The organism is Exiguobacterium sp. s6, assembly GCF_018618155.1.
In the GTDB taxonomy this organism is placed as follows: domain Bacteria; phylum Bacillota; class Bacilli; order Exiguobacteriales; family Exiguobacteriaceae; genus Exiguobacterium; species Exiguobacterium mexicanum_A.
The window spans coordinates 177544-194241 of record NZ_JACSLN010000002.1; the positions used below are offsets into that span (position 1 = coordinate 177544).

General features: G+C 52.9%; 21 protein-coding genes. 15 read left to right on the forward strand and 6 right to left on the reverse strand.

Features of this window, described 5'->3' with window-relative positions; translation table 11 throughout:
• Nucleotides 1-10: 10 nt before the first annotated feature.
• From KNP75_RS11865 to KNP75_RS11875, 3 genes are all read left to right on the forward strand, one after another.
• Nucleotides 11-517, forward strand: coding sequence for a QcrA and Rieske domain-containing protein (locus tag KNP75_RS11865; RefSeq protein WP_215190512.1), 507 nt, complete (start codon nucleotides 11-13; stop codon nucleotides 515-517).
• A complete protein-coding gene (locus KNP75_RS11870) occupies nucleotides 507-710 on the forward strand; it encodes a hypothetical protein (protein WP_215190513.1) in 204 nt (67 codons plus the stop codon). The genes KNP75_RS11865 and KNP75_RS11870 overlap by 11 nt, the downstream gene beginning before the upstream one ends.
• 110 nt (nucleotides 711-820) lie before the next feature.
• On the forward strand, nucleotides 821-1513 hold the full coding sequence (locus KNP75_RS11875) for a Crp/Fnr family transcriptional regulator (RefSeq protein ID WP_034780597.1): 693 nt from the start codon (nucleotides 821-823) through the stop codon (nucleotides 1511-1513).
• Here the strand turns inward: KNP75_RS11875 and KNP75_RS11880 are convergent, their stop codons facing one another.
• The gene (locus KNP75_RS11880; protein ID WP_215190514.1) at nucleotides 1514-2026 is read right to left on the reverse strand and encodes a hypothetical protein; all 513 of its coding nucleotides are present in this window, start codon (nucleotides 2024-2026) and stop codon (nucleotides 1514-1516) included.
• A 222-nt stretch (nucleotides 2027-2248) separates the two neighbouring features.
• On the opposite strand from KNP75_RS11880, the gene KNP75_RS11885 reads away from it, so the two are divergent.
• The 10 genes from KNP75_RS11885 (at nucleotide 2249) to KNP75_RS11930 (ending at nucleotide 9509) form a co-directional block, all read left to right on the forward strand.
• The gene (locus KNP75_RS11885; RefSeq protein WP_211781932.1) at nucleotides 2249-3565 is read left to right on the forward strand and encodes an MFS transporter; all 1317 of its coding nucleotides are present in this window, start codon (nucleotides 2249-2251) and stop codon (nucleotides 3563-3565) included.
• A 63-nt stretch (nucleotides 3566-3628) separates the two neighbouring features.
• Nucleotides 3629-4636: a GTP 3',8-cyclase MoaA gene (moaA, locus tag KNP75_RS11890; protein WP_215190515.1), complete on the forward strand. Its 1008-nt coding sequence runs from the start codon at nucleotides 3629-3631 to the stop codon at nucleotides 4634-4636.
• Nucleotides 4637-4641: 5 nt separating this feature from the next.
• Nucleotides 4642-5145, forward strand: coding sequence for a MogA/MoaB family molybdenum cofactor biosynthesis protein (locus KNP75_RS11895; protein WP_114164944.1), 504 nt, complete (start codon nucleotides 4642-4644; stop codon nucleotides 5143-5145).
• The gene (locus tag KNP75_RS11900; protein WP_034780605.1) at nucleotides 5142-5690 is read left to right on the forward strand and encodes a molybdenum cofactor guanylyltransferase; all 549 of its coding nucleotides are present in this window, start codon (nucleotides 5142-5144) and stop codon (nucleotides 5688-5690) included. The genes KNP75_RS11895 and KNP75_RS11900 overlap by 4 nt, the downstream gene beginning before the upstream one ends.
• Nucleotides 5690-6925 (forward strand): molybdopterin molybdotransferase MoeA, encoded by a 1236-nt coding sequence (locus KNP75_RS11905; RefSeq protein ID WP_215190516.1) that lies wholly within the window; start codon nucleotides 5690-5692, stop codon nucleotides 6923-6925. Before KNP75_RS11900 ends, KNP75_RS11905 begins: the two co-directional genes overlap by 1 nt.
• Complete coding sequence (gene mobB / locus KNP75_RS11910; protein ID WP_034780611.1) at nucleotides 6901-7377, forward strand: molybdopterin-guanine dinucleotide biosynthesis protein B; 477 nt, start codon at nucleotides 6901-6903, stop codon at nucleotides 7375-7377. The genes KNP75_RS11905 and mobB overlap by 25 nt, the downstream gene beginning before the upstream one ends.
• The gene (locus KNP75_RS11915) at nucleotides 7355-7810 is read left to right on the forward strand and encodes a molybdenum cofactor biosynthesis protein MoaE (protein ID WP_015880399.1); all 456 of its coding nucleotides are present in this window, start codon (nucleotides 7355-7357) and stop codon (nucleotides 7808-7810) included. Before mobB ends, KNP75_RS11915 begins: the two co-directional genes overlap by 23 nt.
• The gene (locus tag KNP75_RS11920) at nucleotides 7807-8034 is read left to right on the forward strand and encodes a MoaD/ThiS family protein (RefSeq protein WP_015880400.1); all 228 of its coding nucleotides are present in this window, start codon (nucleotides 7807-7809) and stop codon (nucleotides 8032-8034) included. The genes KNP75_RS11915 and KNP75_RS11920 overlap by 4 nt, the downstream gene beginning before the upstream one ends.
• A gap of 3 nt (nucleotides 8035-8037) precedes the next feature.
• Complete coding sequence (gene moaC / locus KNP75_RS11925; RefSeq protein WP_215190517.1) at nucleotides 8038-8502, forward strand: cyclic pyranopterin monophosphate synthase MoaC; 465 nt, start codon at nucleotides 8038-8040, stop codon at nucleotides 8500-8502.
• Entirely contained in the window at nucleotides 8499-9509 is a 1011-nt protein-coding gene (locus KNP75_RS11930; protein ID WP_215190518.1) for a ThiF family adenylyltransferase, read from the forward strand. Before moaC ends, KNP75_RS11930 begins: the two co-directional genes overlap by 4 nt.
• A 38-nt stretch (nucleotides 9510-9547) precedes the next feature.
• Here the strand turns inward: KNP75_RS11930 and KNP75_RS11935 are convergent, their stop codons facing one another.
• Nucleotides 9548-10741 (reverse strand): LysM peptidoglycan-binding domain-containing protein, encoded by a 1194-nt coding sequence (locus KNP75_RS11935; RefSeq protein WP_215190519.1) that lies wholly within the window; start codon nucleotides 10739-10741, stop codon nucleotides 9548-9550.
• Nucleotides 10742-11019: 278 nt separating this feature from the next.
• Between KNP75_RS11935 and KNP75_RS11940 the strand changes: the two genes are divergently transcribed.
• Nucleotides 11020-11769, forward strand: coding sequence for a FixH family protein (locus KNP75_RS11940; RefSeq protein WP_215190520.1), 750 nt, complete (start codon nucleotides 11020-11022; stop codon nucleotides 11767-11769).
• 32 nt (nucleotides 11770-11801) lie between these two features.
• On the opposite strand, the gene KNP75_RS11945 is transcribed toward KNP75_RS11940, so the two are convergent.
• Nucleotides 11802-13427: an ABC-F family ATP-binding cassette domain-containing protein gene (locus tag KNP75_RS11945; protein WP_034780623.1), complete on the reverse strand. Its 1626-nt coding sequence runs from the start codon at nucleotides 13425-13427 to the stop codon at nucleotides 11802-11804.
• A gap of 132 nt (nucleotides 13428-13559) precedes the next feature.
• On the opposite strand from KNP75_RS11945, the gene KNP75_RS11950 reads away from it, so the two are divergent.
• A complete protein-coding gene (locus tag KNP75_RS11950) occupies nucleotides 13560-14171 on the forward strand; it encodes a stage II sporulation protein M (RefSeq protein WP_215190521.1) in 612 nt (203 codons plus the stop codon).
• 23 nt (nucleotides 14172-14194) lie between these two features.
• Here KNP75_RS11950 and KNP75_RS11955 read toward each other — a convergent pair whose 3' ends face one another.
• From KNP75_RS11955 to pepT, 3 genes are read right to left on the reverse strand one after another with little or no spacing between them, the layout of a single operon-like run.
• Nucleotides 14195-14917: a DNA/RNA nuclease SfsA gene (locus KNP75_RS11955; RefSeq protein WP_215190522.1), complete on the reverse strand. Its 723-nt coding sequence runs from the start codon at nucleotides 14915-14917 to the stop codon at nucleotides 14195-14197.
• A gap of 2 nt (nucleotides 14918-14919) precedes the next feature.
• Complete coding sequence (locus KNP75_RS11960; protein ID WP_114164930.1) at nucleotides 14920-15366, reverse strand: OsmC family protein; 447 nt, start codon at nucleotides 15364-15366, stop codon at nucleotides 14920-14922.
• A gap of 55 nt (nucleotides 15367-15421) precedes the next feature.
• Complete coding sequence (gene pepT, locus KNP75_RS11965) at nucleotides 15422-16660, reverse strand: peptidase T (protein ID WP_034780634.1); 1239 nt, start codon at nucleotides 16658-16660, stop codon at nucleotides 15422-15424.
• Between the last annotated feature and the right edge of the window lie 38 nt (nucleotides 16661-16698).

The following is a 16698-nucleotide window of genomic DNA, read 5'->3' on the forward strand; positions in this document are numbered from 1 at the left end:
AAGATGACTTATGTCAAATGAATCAAAAGACCGGAAACGGTTATCCGCACTCGTCGATAACTTGAGTCGGGCCGATGACGTGAAACTGAATCGACGGGCGTTCATCAAATCAACGTTCGGCGCAGGCATCGCACTCGGTCTCGCGACCGTCCCGTTCAATATCGCGGCCTTCGTTCGAAGCGAGCCGAGAACCGACCGTCAATTCATCACGACGGTCGAGGCGCTAGAGCGCGGGAAATCACTCGAATTTGAATATCCGGGTACGGAACCATCGTTGCTCGTTCATTTAAAGAATGGTGAATTCGTTGCCTATAACAACAAATGCACCCATCTACAGTGCCCGGTGTTTTACGTAGAGGAGGAGGACGTACTCCTCTGTCCGTGCCACCGTGGTTACTTCGGTGTCGACGGCCAACCACAGGCCGGTCCGCCGCAGCGGGAACTCCCTAAAATCTTGCTTGAAATCGAGAACGGGAAGATCTTTGCGGTCGGAAGAGAGATTCATCATGGGGCGTAACGGTTGGAGTTTAATCGGATTGGTCATATTGCTCGCGACGAACATGATACTCTTGCAATATACAATTGAGAGCTATATGGTGTATGATCATGCCTCGATGCGACTGTATATGACCATCGCCGTCATCAATGTCGGATTGATCGGCTTATTATATCGATATTGGAAAAAAATTGAATATCGTACGAAAGAATAGTCCTCCCCTTGAAACGCTTCCAAATGTTGATTGCGTTTCGAGGGGGTTTGTGTTTAGAATGAAGGCAAGCTTTCATATGGTGCAACGTGTTTTAAGGAAGGTCGGTGGAAATGGCTCATTCAAGTAAAGCGATGGTGCTCGAGGAAACAAAAAAATTGGCACATCGAATCATTCATGTCCCAAAAGGCGGTTTTCTGTTCCGAGAACAAGAAGACGCAGCTGAATTTTATATTGTAAAGAGTGGACTGATCCAAATTTCGAAATTGACGGAAAATGGAAAAGAATTGACGTTACGTTGTTTAAGCGCTGAGGCTTGTTGCGGAGAGTTGACGTTATTCGCAATCGAACCAAAATATTTATTTAACGCCAAGGCGTTAGAAGATAGTGAAATTTATGCGGTCAAAATCGAGCGCATTGAAACGATGATTTTGTCGTCGAACCCGGAATTCGTCCGCGAGTTCATGGTCATGATCAACGAACATATGCGGAAACAGCATACGAAATTTAGAGACTTGGTATTGAACGGGAAAAAAGGAGCGCTCTACTCGACGCTCATTCGTATGGCGAACAGCTATGGGGTGGAAGTCGAAGACGGCATTCTCATCGACTTGAAACTGAAAAACCAAGAGCTCGCCAACTATTGCGGGACATCGCGTGAACGCGTGAACCGCATGTTGAACGAGCTCGCTCAAGAAGGGATTATTTCGCTCCCTTCCCGTCAAATCATTATCCATGACCTCGACCGGTTGAAACTGCTCAACCATTGTGAGGACTGTCCGGTCTCGGTCTGTGTCATCGATTGATCACATTACGGCGGCAAGTGATAGCTCGCCCTCGAAATGTTCTAACCCATCGGCCTCGATTGTACAGGCCGATACATAAAAATCGCCATCTTCCATCAACTCATAAGACCGGAGCACGCCTTCGGCTAGCTTGATCCCGTTGGCACGGACCTCGACGACGACACCTTCCATCGAGCGGACACGCGCTGCAGATAAAAAGTCGAGCCATCGTTTGAAATGGCGATAAACGGTGACCGTTGTCCCGTCCCCTAAGTAACCGATAACTGCCTGGGTATCATCGATCGTCACGTCATGGTGAGTGTCGATCCGAACGAGCAAGGTGTGCAGCGCTTCTAGTTCTTCTAACGGACTTTCAAGTGGGAATGTGATATCGAGCCCCGTCTCGGTGAACGCAGCCTCGGCGATCGCGACGCCGAAGACACGGAACACGTGGGCCCCGTCTTGACTGAAGAAATATGGTTGTAGCGCCAAGCGAACTTCGGGCGCACAGTGGATTTGAATGAGATGTGACAAATTAATCCCTCCTCTATTCCTTACGATAAGGAATCGGGGAGGGTTTTTCTGTGTTCAATGTCACAGAAACAAAAGATAGGCGATTTTGTCACAGATTGATGACAGGGTGAGAAAAAAACTCAAGATGCGAAATAAGTGTGAAAGAAGGCACACTTTTTTAAGGGGACGGCCGATAGGATGGGATTAGGGTACGAATTGAACCGTTAAGAGGAGGAATAGACCATGCAACAATTAGACAAAGGGTCACACGCACTCGCCGAGTGGAAGCCAGAGGATGTGGGATTTTGGGAAGGGACGGGAAAACAAGTCGCCAATCGGAACTTGCTCGTCTCGGTCCCGGCACTGACGCTTGCATTCATCGTCTGGCAAATGTGGTCGGTCGCGGCCGTCCAATTGAATTCAATCGGGTTTAGCTTTACGCAAGGCCAGTTGTTCACGTTGGCCGCCCTACCTGGACTCGTCGGGGCGACGTTGCGCTTTTTCTATACGTTCGCAAACAGTATATTCGGTGGTCGGAACTGGACGATCTTCTCGACATCGATTTTGTTGTTGCCGCTCCTAGGCATCGCCTATGCCGTTCAAAACGTTAATACGCCGTATTGGGTATTCATGATTTTGGCCGCACTTTGCGGACTAGGCGGCGGAAACTTCTCGTCATCAAACGCCAACATCGGCGCGTTTTATCCGAAAGCGAAAAAAGGGACGGCACTCGGTATTAACGGAGGCATCGGGAACTTGGGCGTGTCGCTCGTCCAATTGATCACACCGCTCGTCATCACGACAAGTATTTTCGGGTTCATCGGCGGGAACGCCCTCGTGACCGAGACCGGCGAAGAGATTTGGCTTCAAAACGCCGCGCTCCTTTGGGTCGTGCCGACCATCATTTTGACGGTCTGCGCATACTTGTTCATGGATAACTTACCGACCGCGCGTCAATCGCTTCGTGAACAGGCGAGCGTGTTTAAAGACAAACATTTTTGGATTCAAACGTTGCTCTACACGGCGGCGTTCGGTTCCTTCATTGGATATGCCGCAGCGTTCCCGATGATTTTAAAGTTAAAGTTCCCTGAGTCGGACTTGATGGCGCTCGCCTTCCTTGGTGCATTCCTTGGCGCCTCTTCGCGTCCGTTCGGGGGCTGGATCAGTGATAAGATCGGAGCGGCCAAAGTGACATTGATCGTGTTCGGAATCATGGCGCTCGGTACGATCAGTGTCATCATGGCCATCACGAACAGCAACTTGACGATGTTTTTCATCTCCTTCGTCGTCTTGTTCATCGCAACAGGACTCAACTCTGGAGCGACGTTCGCGATGATTCCCCACGTGTTCGTGGCGACGAAGACACCGGCCGTCGTCGGATTCTCCGCAGCGTTTGCTGCTTACGGCGCATTCTTCATTCCGAAGATGTTCGGTTGGTCGCTCGAGCTCGTCGGTTCGTTCAACGGTGCGTTGTTCGTCATGCTAGGGCTCTATGCGATCTCGATTGCCACCACAATTTATTATTACTTGCGCAGCGGGGCTGAAAAGCCGATTCGCTGACAAACCGACGCAGGGACTGTGAGGGTCCCTGCTGTCGTTGATGGATAGAAAGGATGAACCAAGATGACACCATGGACCGATCGACGGAGACGACCGTTGGAAGACTTACGCATCTCAGTCATTGATAAATGCAACTTTCGTTGCCGGTACTGCATGCCGGAAGAAGCGTTTCGCCACCATCAGTTTTTAAAACGAGATGAGTTGTTATCGTTTGACGAGATCGAGCGCTTCGTTCGCATCATCGCCCCACACGGCGTGAAAAAAGTGCGTCTGACCGGGGGCGAACCGCTACTCAGGCCGAATCTCGATGAACTGATTCGCCGCCTTCGCGCGGTCACGACCATCGAGACGATTGGGTTGACGACGAACGGCGTCTATTTAGAACGGATGGCGAAAGTGTTGAAGCAAGCTGGGCTCGACCGGGTCAACGTCAGTCTAGACGCCTTATCGGCCGAGACGTTCGGGATGATGAACGGACGCGGCACGTCGCCCGAGACGGTATTACGAGGAATCGATGAGGCGAAACGGCAAGGGCTCGAAGTGAAAGTGAACATGGTCGTCCGGAAAGGCTGGAACGATCATGAAGTCGCCCCGATGGCCGCATATTTCAAAGAACGGAACATCACGCTCCGTTACATCGAGTTCATGGATGTCGGCACGGCGAATGAATGGAACGTCGAACATGTCGTGTCGTCTGAATCAATTCTCGAGGTGTTGAAACAACGAAATGGATTACTTGAACCGCTTGCACCTGAAACGCTAGGAGAAGTCGCGCAACGTTACCGTTACACGGATGGGGCGCAAGTCGGCTTCATCTCTTCGGTCAGTCAACCGTTCTGCGGAACGTGTACGCGAGGCCGCCTATCGAGTGACGGCAAATGGTACACGTGCCTGTTCGCTGAAGACGGGACCGATATCCGCGAATTGCTCCGCAGTGGGGCGAGCGATGAATTGATCGCCATGACACTGAAAATGGTATGGGAAGTACGGGACGACCGCTATTCGGAAGAACGGTCGCGAACTGGGAGTCGGGCACGTAACCGGATTGAAATGAGTTATATCGGAGGATGAAGACGATGCAAGCACACAACCATGTACATCAAAACACACAGCGTGTCCGGGCAGCGATTTTAACGATCTCGGATACGCGAACACTCGATACGGACGTGTCAGGCGAACATATTTGCACGCTATTAAAAGAAGAAGCACATACGGTCACATACCGCGAGATCACGAAAGATGACCCATTTGAAATCGAAGCGGCCGTCAGACGAATGGTCGACGAAAAAATGGACGTCATCTTGACGACCGGGGGAACGGGCATCACGAAACGGGACGTCACCATTGAGACGATTCGACCGCTGCTTGACCGGGAAATGGTCGGGTTCGGCGAGTTGTTCCGTTATGTCAGCTTCACGGAAGATATCGGACCGGCGGCGATGTTGTCGCGAGCTTTAGCAGGACGCATCGGGGATACGATCATCTTTTCGATGCCAGGGTCGCGAGGCGCCGTCGACTTGGCGATGACTCGCTTGATCCTCCCTGAGCTTTCCCATATCGTCTGGGAAGCGACACGATGATTGGGATCGTCTTGGCAGGCGGGAAGTCACGTCGGTTCGGATCTCCCAAATGGAAAGCCCGTTATGAGGACGTCTCGTTTGAAGACCGGGCACGACAGACGCTTAGTACCACGACGACGTCCCAATGGAGCGTCGTGCCGGCCGGACAGTCGATGACACCCTATCAACTCGAAGACGACAGAGAATGGTGCGGCATGGGGCCGCTCGCTGGCATCGTCACCGTCATGCGGCACGTCCCGGCTGAATGGTATGCCATCTGTGCGTGTGATACACCTTTGTTGCCGCCGACCGTTTATGAACGGCTTGAGAGGGAGCGAGGGGATCAGCCGGTTGTCGCCTACGCCGATAATCGAATCCATCCGCTCATCGCCTTGTATCCCCGCTCGATACTGTCCCAGTTCGAAGCCGCGTTACGTCGAGGCGAACGGGCGGTCATGCCTCACTTGACAGAGGCGACAATCGTCTCGTTTGCTGAACGGGACTGGTTTAAAAATGTGAACACACCGAGAGATTATGAAGAAGTGCTAGGAAAGGAAGTGGAGTAATGGAAAAGGGATCGACGCTATTTCGTAAGCCGCTCGCCGTTGACGAGGCGGTCGCACGCGTCGAAGAAGCGACGGGGAGAGGTCGGACGGAAACGGTACCGTTGCATCGGACGAACGGACGGATTTTAGCGATGGATCTCGTCGCGACGCATGACGTTCCGGCGTTTGACAAGTCGCCGTATGACGGTTTTGCTGTCTGCTCCGCGGACTTGTTGACTGCGAACCGCGATGAACCGGTGACATTACCCATTCAATACGTTCAGGGAGCTGGACATGTCGGAGAACCGCTCCGCGCCGGCGAGGCGATTCGCATCATGACCGGGGCAAAAATTCCAGACGGAGCCGATGCGGTCGTCATGCTCGAGCTCGTACAAGCAGATGAACGAGTCGTGACGTTCAAACGACCGGCCCGTGATGCCAACATCTCCTATCGCGGGGAAGATGTGGCGGCAGGAACGAATATCGTCGGCCGAGGTACCCGCATCAATCCAGGCGTCATCGCCTTGCTCGCAACGTTCGGCTATGAACAAGTCGACGTGTACGTGAAACCGCACATCACTGTGTTCGCGACTGGAGACGAGCTCGTCGAACCGGGACGGAAGAAAGCCGACGGGCAAATTTATAATTCGAATGCGTATATGATTCTTGCCCAAATCGAGGAGCTTGGCGGCACGGCAACGTATGGCGGCATCTTGCCGGATACGTTCACTTCGACGAAGCGGGCGGTCGAAGAAGCGCTTCAGACGAGTGATGCTATCGTCACGACAGGCGGAGTATCGGTCGGAGATTTCGATTATTTACCGGATGTGTATGAGGCGCTCGGAGCGACAGTACTGTTCAATAAAGTCGGGATGCGGCCAGGTTCCGTCACGACGGTCGCGCACGTCGAAGGTCGGCTGTTGTTCGGTTTATCCGGCAATCCGTCTGCCTGTTTTGTCGGCACGGAACTGTTTGTCGGTACGTACATGAAGACGTTGTTCGAGCAAACGGAACGTCCTGTCATTTTGGCGGAACTCGGTGTCGATTTCCCGAAACCGAATCCGTTCGACCGCTTCGTCCGTGGACATGTGACGATTGATACGACCGGGCAGACGGTCGTTCATCCGAGCGGTAAAGATAAGTCGGGCATTGTCTCCTCGCTCGCGACGTGTAACGCGTTGATCCATCTGCCAGGCGGGACGAGAGGGTTTCAGAAAGGGGACACGGTGCGATGTCGAATCATCGATCGGCTTTGATTTTACAAGTGGTCGGCTATCAAAATAGCGGCAAGACATCGTTCGTCTCTGAGCTGACAACACGCTTGTCGGCGACGGGGCTCCGTGTCGGCGTCATCAAGCACCACGGTCACGGAGGGTCGTTCGACTTGCCGATGACTGACTCGCACCGTCACGCGTTGGCCGGTGCCGTGCTATCGAGTGTGATCGGTGAAGACGGGACGTTGATCGAGTGGCAAGCGGTCGATACGTTTGAATTGCTCCTCAACTGGTACGAGGCGCACGTCGACATCGTGCTAATCGAAGGATACAAACGGAAAGATTATCCGAAAGTGGTGCTCGTGCGAGACGGGCATGAACAACCGGTCGATGTGACGAACGTGATCGCACGCGGAGACTCCGTGGCAGACAAGGACCGGTTGATGCGTTCAGTGGAAAGGTGGATGGAGGATGAAATGGTATCAAGTGAATGAACATCCGCTCGAACCGATGGCACTTTACGAAACGGTCCGACATCGAAACGTCGGGGCGGTCGTGCTGTTTATCGGGACGGTGCGGGAAATGACTGGTTCCAAACAGACCGAACTCTTGGAGTATGAATCATACGTACCGATGGCCGAGAAGATGCTCGAACAAATCGCGAAAGAAGTAGCGGAACGTTGGCCTGGTGCGTTGACGGCGATCCATCACCGGATTGGACGACTCGATATCATGGAAGAAGCGGTCGTCATCGCGACGAGTTCTTCCCATCGCGCCGACGCCTACGAGGCGAATCGTTACGCCATCGAACGGATTAAAGAAATTGTCCCGATTTGGAAACGGGAGCATTGGACCGACGGCACGAAATGGATGGGTGATCAAAAAGAACAACACCCAGGACGCCCGGAAGGAGTGACGTACACATGATTGAGGTATTATGTTTTGCCCACGTGGCAGAAGAGTTGGCGGTCCGGTCCTATACCGTTTCAGCGCCACAAACAATCGCCGCCTTGCGAGCGGATTTGGCCGAGCGGGGCGTGTCAGGAGCGGAACGTCTCATGTTCGCGGTCAATGAGCGTTATGAGACGGACGAATACACGGTTGCAGACGGGGACACGGTCGCCGTCATTCCAATGGTGAGCGGAGGGTAAACGATGGAATTGACACATATGAACAACCAAGGGCGGGCGCGGATGGTCGATGTCTCGGATAAACCGGAAACGACACGTACTGCTCGGGCCCGTACATCAGTTGAACTGAGCGGTGAACTCAAACAGCTCATCACGGATGGGGGTCTTGCAAAAGGGGATGTACTCGCTGTCGCTCAAGTGGCTGGCATCATGGCCGCCAAAGAGACGAGCCGCATCATTCCGATGTGTCATCCGCTCGCCTTGAAAAAAGTCGATTTGGCGTTCGAATGGGACGGGACACAGCTCATCATCGAGTCGTTTGTGAAGACGAAAGGCGATACCGGTGTCGAGATGGAGGCGTTGACAGCAGCAATGATTGCCGCATTGACCGTGTACGATATGACGAAAGCAGTCGATAAAGGCATCGTCATCGGACCGACATACTTGCTCGAGAAACAAGGCGGGAAGTCAGGGGACTACATCCGATGACACATATCCCGGAACGTTACGCGCGGCAGGCCCGGTTCCACGGCATCGGGGTGGAGGGCCAAGAACATCTGATGGAGAAACGAGTGCTCGTCGTCGGTCTCGGCGCGCTCGGGGCAGCCGTTAGCGATCAACTTGTTCGGGCCGGCGTCTCGCTCATCCTCGTCGACCGCGACTATGTCGAGGTGACGAACTTACAACGACAGACGCTCTATACGGAACAGGACGCACGTGCTGAGACGCCGAAAGCGGTCGCGGCACTCGAACGCCTGCGGGCCATCAACTCAGACGTTGAGTTGGACGCGCAAATCGCCGATGTCTCGTGGGATTGGCTTCGGCCTTTGCCGCCCATTGATCTCGTCTTGGACGCAACCGATAACGTCGAGACGCGCCTTCTATTGAACGATTTCGCACTCGAGCGTGGCATTCCGTTCTTGTTTGCCTCTTGCGTCGGGGCATACGGCATGAACTATACGGTGATGCCGGGAGACGCGCCGTGTCTTCGTTGTCTCATGCGTCATTTGCCGCTAGCCGGGCAAACGTGCGCGACAGCGGGGGTGGTGGCGCCAATCGTGCAACATGTGGCGAGTCGTCAAGCCGTTGAGGCATTGAAATATTTGACGGGGCGTCATGAAAAGATGGAACGTCGACTCTTGATTGAAGATATGTGGGAAAACCAGTCACAGCGACTCGATGTCGCACGTCTCGTCGATGTGTCTTGTCCTTCTTGTCAAATTCACGCCTATCCGAGCCTCGTTCCGAATCGGCAACAGACAGCACTCCTCTGTGGGCGTGACGTCGTCCAAGTCCGGCGGTCCATCGAAGGGCTTGAACCAATCGCACATCAACTCGAGCGTGCGGACATCGCTGTGAAGCAAACACCGTTCACGTTAGAATGGCGATGGCGGAATCATCGGATGCTTTTATTTAAAGACGGTCGTGTGCTCGTTCATGGAATCGATGACGCGAACGTCGCAATCGCGATGGTCGATGAGTGTCTTGGCGCATAGAAAAGTGTCCCCCGAAAAAGCGGAGGACACTTTTTTGGTTAGCGTGGGATTGTAAGCACTTGACCGACACTAATCAAATTGATGTTCGTGATGTTATTAGCGGCAGCGATTTTAGCGACAGTCGTGTTATACATCGTCGCAATCTTGTAGAGCGTATCACCTGATTTAACCGTGTATTTCACCGTAGTCGTCGGTGGTGTGACGGTTGTACCTGGGATGATCAGCACTTGTCCGACACTGATCAGGTTGATGTTCGTGATGTTGTTCGCCGCTGCTATTTTAGCGACGGTCGTTTTGTACAAAGTGGCGATTTTGTAGAGCGTGTCACCCGATTTAACCGTATACTTGACGGTCGTCGTAGGTGGAGGAGTTACAGTGGTACCCGGGATGACGAGCACTTGTCCGACATAGATGAGACTGTAGTTTGTAATTTTGTTGGCCGCAGCGAGCGCAGCGACTGTGACGTTGTAAGCTCGGGCGATGCTATAAAGGGTGTCGCCTGATTTGACGGTATACGTTTTGCTGGTAGATGTGTTTTGGTAAGCGAGCAATTGCGAGACGGTGACGAACTTGTAGCCTTTCGCTTTCAACTGGGCAATCATCGTCGGCAAGGCGAGCGGCGTACCCGGCGCGCCGGCACCGGTGTGCATCAAGACGATTGAGCCTGGTTTGATGTTCGCCTGTACTTTCGTATTGATTTGGCTAGCAGTGACTCCTTTCCAGTCCACGGTATCGATGTTCCATTGAATCGTATAACCGTAGCCGGCAGCGCCGACTCCGCTCAACACGGCGCTATTGACGGCGCCGAACGGTGCCCGGAAAATTGGTTTTGTCGTTTTGCCAGTAAGCGATTTAATGAGCGCTTCCGTCCGATCAAGTTCTGATTTCATTTGCGTGGCGGTCAACTTTGTGAAGTCTGGATGGGTATACGAATGGTTACCGAGTTGGTGACCTTTAGCTGCGATGTTTTTAATGTATTGAGGATGGTTATTGGCGCCTGATCCAGTCAAAAAGAAAGTGGCTTTGACATTGTTCTTGGCAAGTATGTCCAAAATTTTGTTCGTATTCGCACCATCCGCCCCGTCATCGAACGTCAACGCGACAACTTTACTCGTCGTATTCACGCTCGTGATGAATTTCGAAGCGGCGGCGTCAGCCGATTTTGGATAAGCGACTAACGGTGCCAACATGATCAACAAGGCCATCAACACACGTACAAACCTGCTCTTCATTTTGGTTTCGCCTCCATTCTTGGGTGTATGTATCTTGATGTTAAGGCTTTCCATATATTGAGCTGTGTATATATTTTATATACCCCCTTTCGATGGCAAACATCGTGAAACCCTAAAAATAGGTAAAGGAATTTTTGGATAATGACTCTCAATATTTGTGTTCAATTTATGAGTGACAAACGTGTCAAATATCACACAATCCTCACACATTTCCTAAAAAAGGGTGCTATCATGAACAATGTGTGAAGAATGTAAGCGATTGAATAGGGGGATTCAACATGAGCAAATCAATGAAACGGTTCGGGGTGGCATTTGGTCTCGTCGGTCTGTTCGTCCTCGGGGCGTGCGGAGCCGATGAAACGACCAGTGGTACGGAGACGGTGCAGTCGATGGAACCGGTAGAAGCAGAATTAAACGTTCCGGCCACGGCGGACAAAGACGAGACGGTCACGTTAGCGGTTCGCGTCACACAAGACGGTGAAGCGGTCGATGATGCCGACGAGATTAAGTTCGAGGTCTGGAAAAATGGCGCCAAGGAAGAGAGTGAGATGACGAAAGCGTCGCTCACAGAAGATGGAGTCTACGAGGCGGAGACGACGTTTGTCGAAGAAGCAGTTTACACGGTGCAAGTCCATGTGACGGCCCGTTCGATGCATACGATGCCGACGACAAACGTTACGGTCGGCCATCCGGAGACGGCGGCCGAGGCTGAAGCTGAGCAAGACCATCACAACCACGCGGGAGCGGACATCGTCCTTGATCCGACTCAAGCTGTCGCCAATGAAGTCCAACCGTTCACAGTCAACGTCGAAATTGAGCATGAGGCGTTGACGGGTGCGGACGTCCAACTCGAAGTGTTCAAAGACGGAGCGGACAAGCACGACTGGGTTAAGCTTGATGAAACGGAAGGCGGAAGCTATGCAGGTGAGCATACATTCAAAGAGTCAGGCATGTACAACGTTCAAGTCCACGTGACGAAAGGACACGACATCCATGAACACATCATGGAGACGGTCGAGGTCAAATAAAAAAACGATCGGCCGCGGCCGATCGTTTTTTCTTATGCGTTCTGATAGAGTGACTCGACTTGCTGTTGAAGCGATTCGTTCTCGAGGAACTCGTCGTACGTCGCTTCTTTGTCGACAATCCCGTTCGGCGTCACCTCGATGATGCGCGTGGCAATCGTCGAGATGAGCTGATGGTCATGCGAGCTGAAGAGGAGTACGCCTTTGAACGTTTCGAGACCGTTGTTGAGCGCTGTGATCGACTCGAGGTCCAAGTGGTTCGTCGGATCGTCGAGGACGAGGACGTTCGAGTTCGAGAGCATCATTTTCGAGAGCATGCAACGCACTTTCTCGCCCCCTGAGAGGACAGATGCTTTCTTCATGACTTCTTCGCCTGAGAAGAGCATACGACCGAGGAAGCCGCGAAGGAACGTATCCGACTCGTCGGCTGGTGAGAACTGGCGTAACCAATCCAAGATGCTCTTATCTGAGCCTTCGAAGTATTCCGAGTTGTCTTTCGGGAAGTACGACTGTGTCGTCGTCACGCCCCATTTGACCGTACCCGTGTCCGGTTCCATCTCGCCCATGATGATTTTGAAGAGAGTCGTAATGGCAACGTCCGAACGGCCGACGAATGCGACTTTGTCCGTCTTGTTCAGTGAGAACGTGACGTTGTCGAGTACTTTGACGCCATCAATCGTCTTCGAGACGTTGTCGACGTAGAGTACGTCATTCCCGATTTCGCGCTCCATCGAGAAGCCGACGAACGGATAGCGACGTGATGATGGACGGATATCGTCGAGCGTGATTTTATCGAGCAACTTCTTACGCGACGTCGCTTGACGTGCCTTCGAGGCGTTCGAGCTGAAACGGGCGATGAAGTTTTGAAGTTCTTTGATCTTCTCTTCTTTTTTCTTGTTCTGGTCGTTGGCCATACGTGAAGCAAGTTGACTCGACTCGTACCAGAAGTCGTAGTTCCCGACGTACAATTGAATCTTACCGAAGTCGAGATCGGCCATGTGCGTACAGACTTTGTTCAAGAAGTGACGGTCATGGGATACGACGATGACGGTATTCTCGAAGTTGATTAAGAACTCTTCGAGCCACTGGATCGCTTTGAGGTCAAGACCGTTCGTCGGCTCATCGAGGAGAAGAATGTCAGGTTTGCCAAACAATGCTTGAGCAAGGAGGACTTTGACTTTCTCGCCACCTGTGAGCTCGCTCATGAGCTTGTGGTGTGATGCATCCGTGATCCCTAGTCCTTGAAGGACCATGGCAGCTTCTGATTCGGCTTCCCAACCGTTCATCTCAGCGAATTCGCCTTCGAGTTCAGCAGCGCGCATACCATCTTCGTCAGAGAAATCTTCCTTCATATAGATGGCGTCTTTCTCTTTCATGACTTGATACAAACGCTCGTGGCCCATGATGACCGTCTCGAGTACCGCTTGATCTTCGTACGCATAATGGTCCTGCTTGAGGACGGCGAGGCGTTCGCCAGGTGAGAAGCTGACGTCACCTGTTGTCGTTTCTTGCTCGCCGGCAAGAATTTTTAAGAATGTCGACTTCCCGGCACCGTTCGCGCCGATCAAGCCGTAGCAGTTGCCTGGTGTGAACTTGATGTTCACGTCTTCGAACAACTTGCGTCCACCGAATTGGAGACTTACGTTATTTACTGTAATCATGTATAGGATCCCTCGTTTTTCTGATTAGTTTACGACGTGTATTGTATCACGTTTTTTGAAAACGCGCAGTCGGGGGTAAAAATGAAACAAACAGCAGCCTGATTCGTATAGAGAAGAAAGGGGGAATCAGCCATGAAAACAATGCTCTCGCTGAAAGAAGCATGGTCAAACTACTACCGTCGAGATTTCTTCCGGCTCTGGGTCATCTTCCTCGTGACGGGCATCGGATCGTACTTTTTATTCCGGGCCGTTATCGCTCCTGAACAAGTGGATGAAATTTTAGCTCAGCTCGGCGAATCGTTTGAATCACAAGGATTGACGTTCGATTCGAGCGCACGCGAGACGATGATCGCCCTATTCGTGAACAATACGCGCGTCACGTTGCTCGCTTTCTTACTCGGAATGATCCCGCTCTTCATCCCGTATGTGTTCGTCGTCATCAACGCCGCGGTCATCGGCCTGGTCGCCATGCTCGTCGGGTTTGCCGGCGAATCCGTGATCCGGGTCATCGTGCTCGGAATAATTCCCCACGGCATCACCGAAATCTCGGCTATCTTGCTCGGGGCGGCGATGGGGTTATCGCTCAACCGTTACATCTGGAAAAAACTGCGCGGGAAAGAGACCGACGTCACGTTCAAGGCGCTGTTCGTGGCAGGCGTGAAGACATTTCTCGTCATCGCAGTTCCGCTCCTCGCCATCTCTGCGATCATCGAGGCGTACGTGACCCCACTGTTATTACAGTAAAAAAGCCATCGCTGATGGCTTTTTTACTTGAAATGAGGCGTCGTCTCGACACAGTGGGTCAAACGAATCCCTTCCGTAGACACCTCGCCATTCACTTGCCAGATTTCAAGTCCGTCCGCAATTGCGTCGCGAATCAGCTGCCGAATTCGGAAGTCGTGTTTCCGGTTCGGGTTGCCGGTGAAGACGGGCGCATCATATAAGAAGACATACAGCAAGACGGCCCGACCCGTTTTCGGCAACGTCGCAATGAGTGTCTCGAGATGTCGAATCAACCGTTCGGTCTCGATCGGTCTCGTCACCGCACGCCGTTCAAAGCGGGGGAGAGGCGTTACGAACAACTCGGCTAGAGGTGCTTTCACTTCGATATAAGTGCCATCGACTTTAAAGTCGATTCGTGACGCATCGACGACTTTCTCTCGTTCCACATGTCTCGGAGAAGGAAAAGCTGAAATCACGTTCGTCCGCAACCAATGTTCGACGAAATCGTTGACGCGGCCTTGATGAATTCCAATCCATTGTCGGTCCGCGTCAATCGAGATGGCCTCCACCGTGAAGGCGGTGTTCCGTCGCGGGTCGTCCGTCGCTGAGACGAGGCAAGGAACCCCGTCAAAGACGAGGTCACCGATGCGGCCTGTGACCGGACAGTGGCAGGCGACGACAGTGTCGCCGAGCAATACGTCCATCACGAACCGATTGCGGCGTTTCAGGATGACCCCTTCCTGCAAGGGAGATACGAAGCGATACATCGTCAGACGACGCGCGTGACCGTCGTGTCGAGTTCGAACGCGACGTTGCCGGCCAAGGCGCGTGAAATCATACAGCCATCCTTCGCTTTTTTGGCGATTCGTTCGACGAGCGTGATATCGCGATCTGTGGCCGTTTTTGGAACGTTAATACGTGTCGTGTAGCGAATCGTCTCATACGTGAAGACACCGTTCGTCACGTCGACGATGCCTTCGGCGTCAATCGTGATGCCTTGATGCGGCAGTTCGCTTCGCCCGAGCATAGCCGCAAGTGTGATGATATAGCAGGTCGCCGCAGCACCGAGCAACATCTCATCCGGGTTCGTGCCGATGCCGGGCCCGTCCATTTCCGGGGGAATCGAGATCTGTGTCTTTAACCGTTCGGCCTCGATCGTTCCGACGTCGTTGCGTCCGCCGGTCCAGTCGAGGTTCATTTGAAACGTATGCTTCATAAAAAATCGCCTCCAATGTCTCTATTCTAGAAGAGAACGATTGGAGGCGCATGTGTTATGCTCGCGCGCGTTCAGCGAACGTACGGAGCGTCTGGATGATGACGTGGGTCGCTTTTTCCATGTTATTGACGGAGACGTACTCGAACTTGCCGTGATAGTTCTCGCCACCCGTGAAGATGTTCGGGGTCGGGAGTCCCATATACGACAGTTGCGAACCGTCCGTCCCGCCGCGAATAGGTTCGATTTTTGGTTCGATGCCAAGTTCGCGCATGACGTCGGCGACGGTGTCGACGATGTGTTTCACCGGCTCGATTTTCTCGGCCATGTTGTAATATTGGTCGTCCATTTTCAAGTCGATACGTGCTTCGCCGTACTTCTGTTTCCATTCGACGACGAGCTTTTCAAGCAACGCTTTGCGCGCCTCAAACTTTGTGCGGTCGTGGTCGCGGATAATGTATTGCAGCGTCGTCGTTTCGACATCTCCAGAGAAGCCGTTCAGATGGAAGAAGCCTTCATAGTCGCTCGTATGCTCTGGGGCTTCATCAGCTGGGAGGCGGTTGTGGAACGCCATCGCCAACTTCATCGAGTTGACCATCTTGTTTTTGGCACTGCCCGGGTGTACGTTCGTCCCATGGAACGTGACCGTGGCACCGGCCGCGTTGAAGCTCTCGTATTGCAGTTCACCGAGCGGGCCGCCGTCCATCGTATAGGCGAAATCGGCGTTGAAGCGGGCGACGTCGAACTTGTGCGGGCCGCGTCCAATCTCTTCGTCCGGTGTGAAGGCGATTCGCACCGGGCCATGCGGGATTTCCGGATGCGCCAATAAGTATTCGACCGCAGTGACGATCTCGGCCATGCCGGCTTTGTCGTCGGCACCGAGCAGCGTCGTGCCGTCTGTCGTGATGAGTGTATGTCCGACGTAGCCATCGAGCTCCGGGAAGTCACTCGGCGACAAGATGACACCGAGCGCCTCGTTCAAGACGATATCGCCGCCCTCGTAATGTGCGACGAGTTGCGGGTTGACGTTCGTCCCGGTGAAGTCGGTCGCCGTATCGACGTGGGCGAGCAGGCCGATCGTCGGTACGTCATGGTCGACGTTACTCGGAAGGGTGGCGAACAAGTAGCCATAGTCATCCGTCTCGACGTCCTCGAGTCCAATCGCTTTTAACTCAGCCTCGAGATGGCGAATCAAATCCCATTGTTTCGCTGTTGAGGGTGTCGTTTCACTCGTGAAGTCGGACTGTGTATCAATTTTTGCATACGTGATTAAACGTTCAATTAATTTCGATTGCATGGTCTGCCTCCTCTAATCAATCTGTTCTCGTTTAGTGT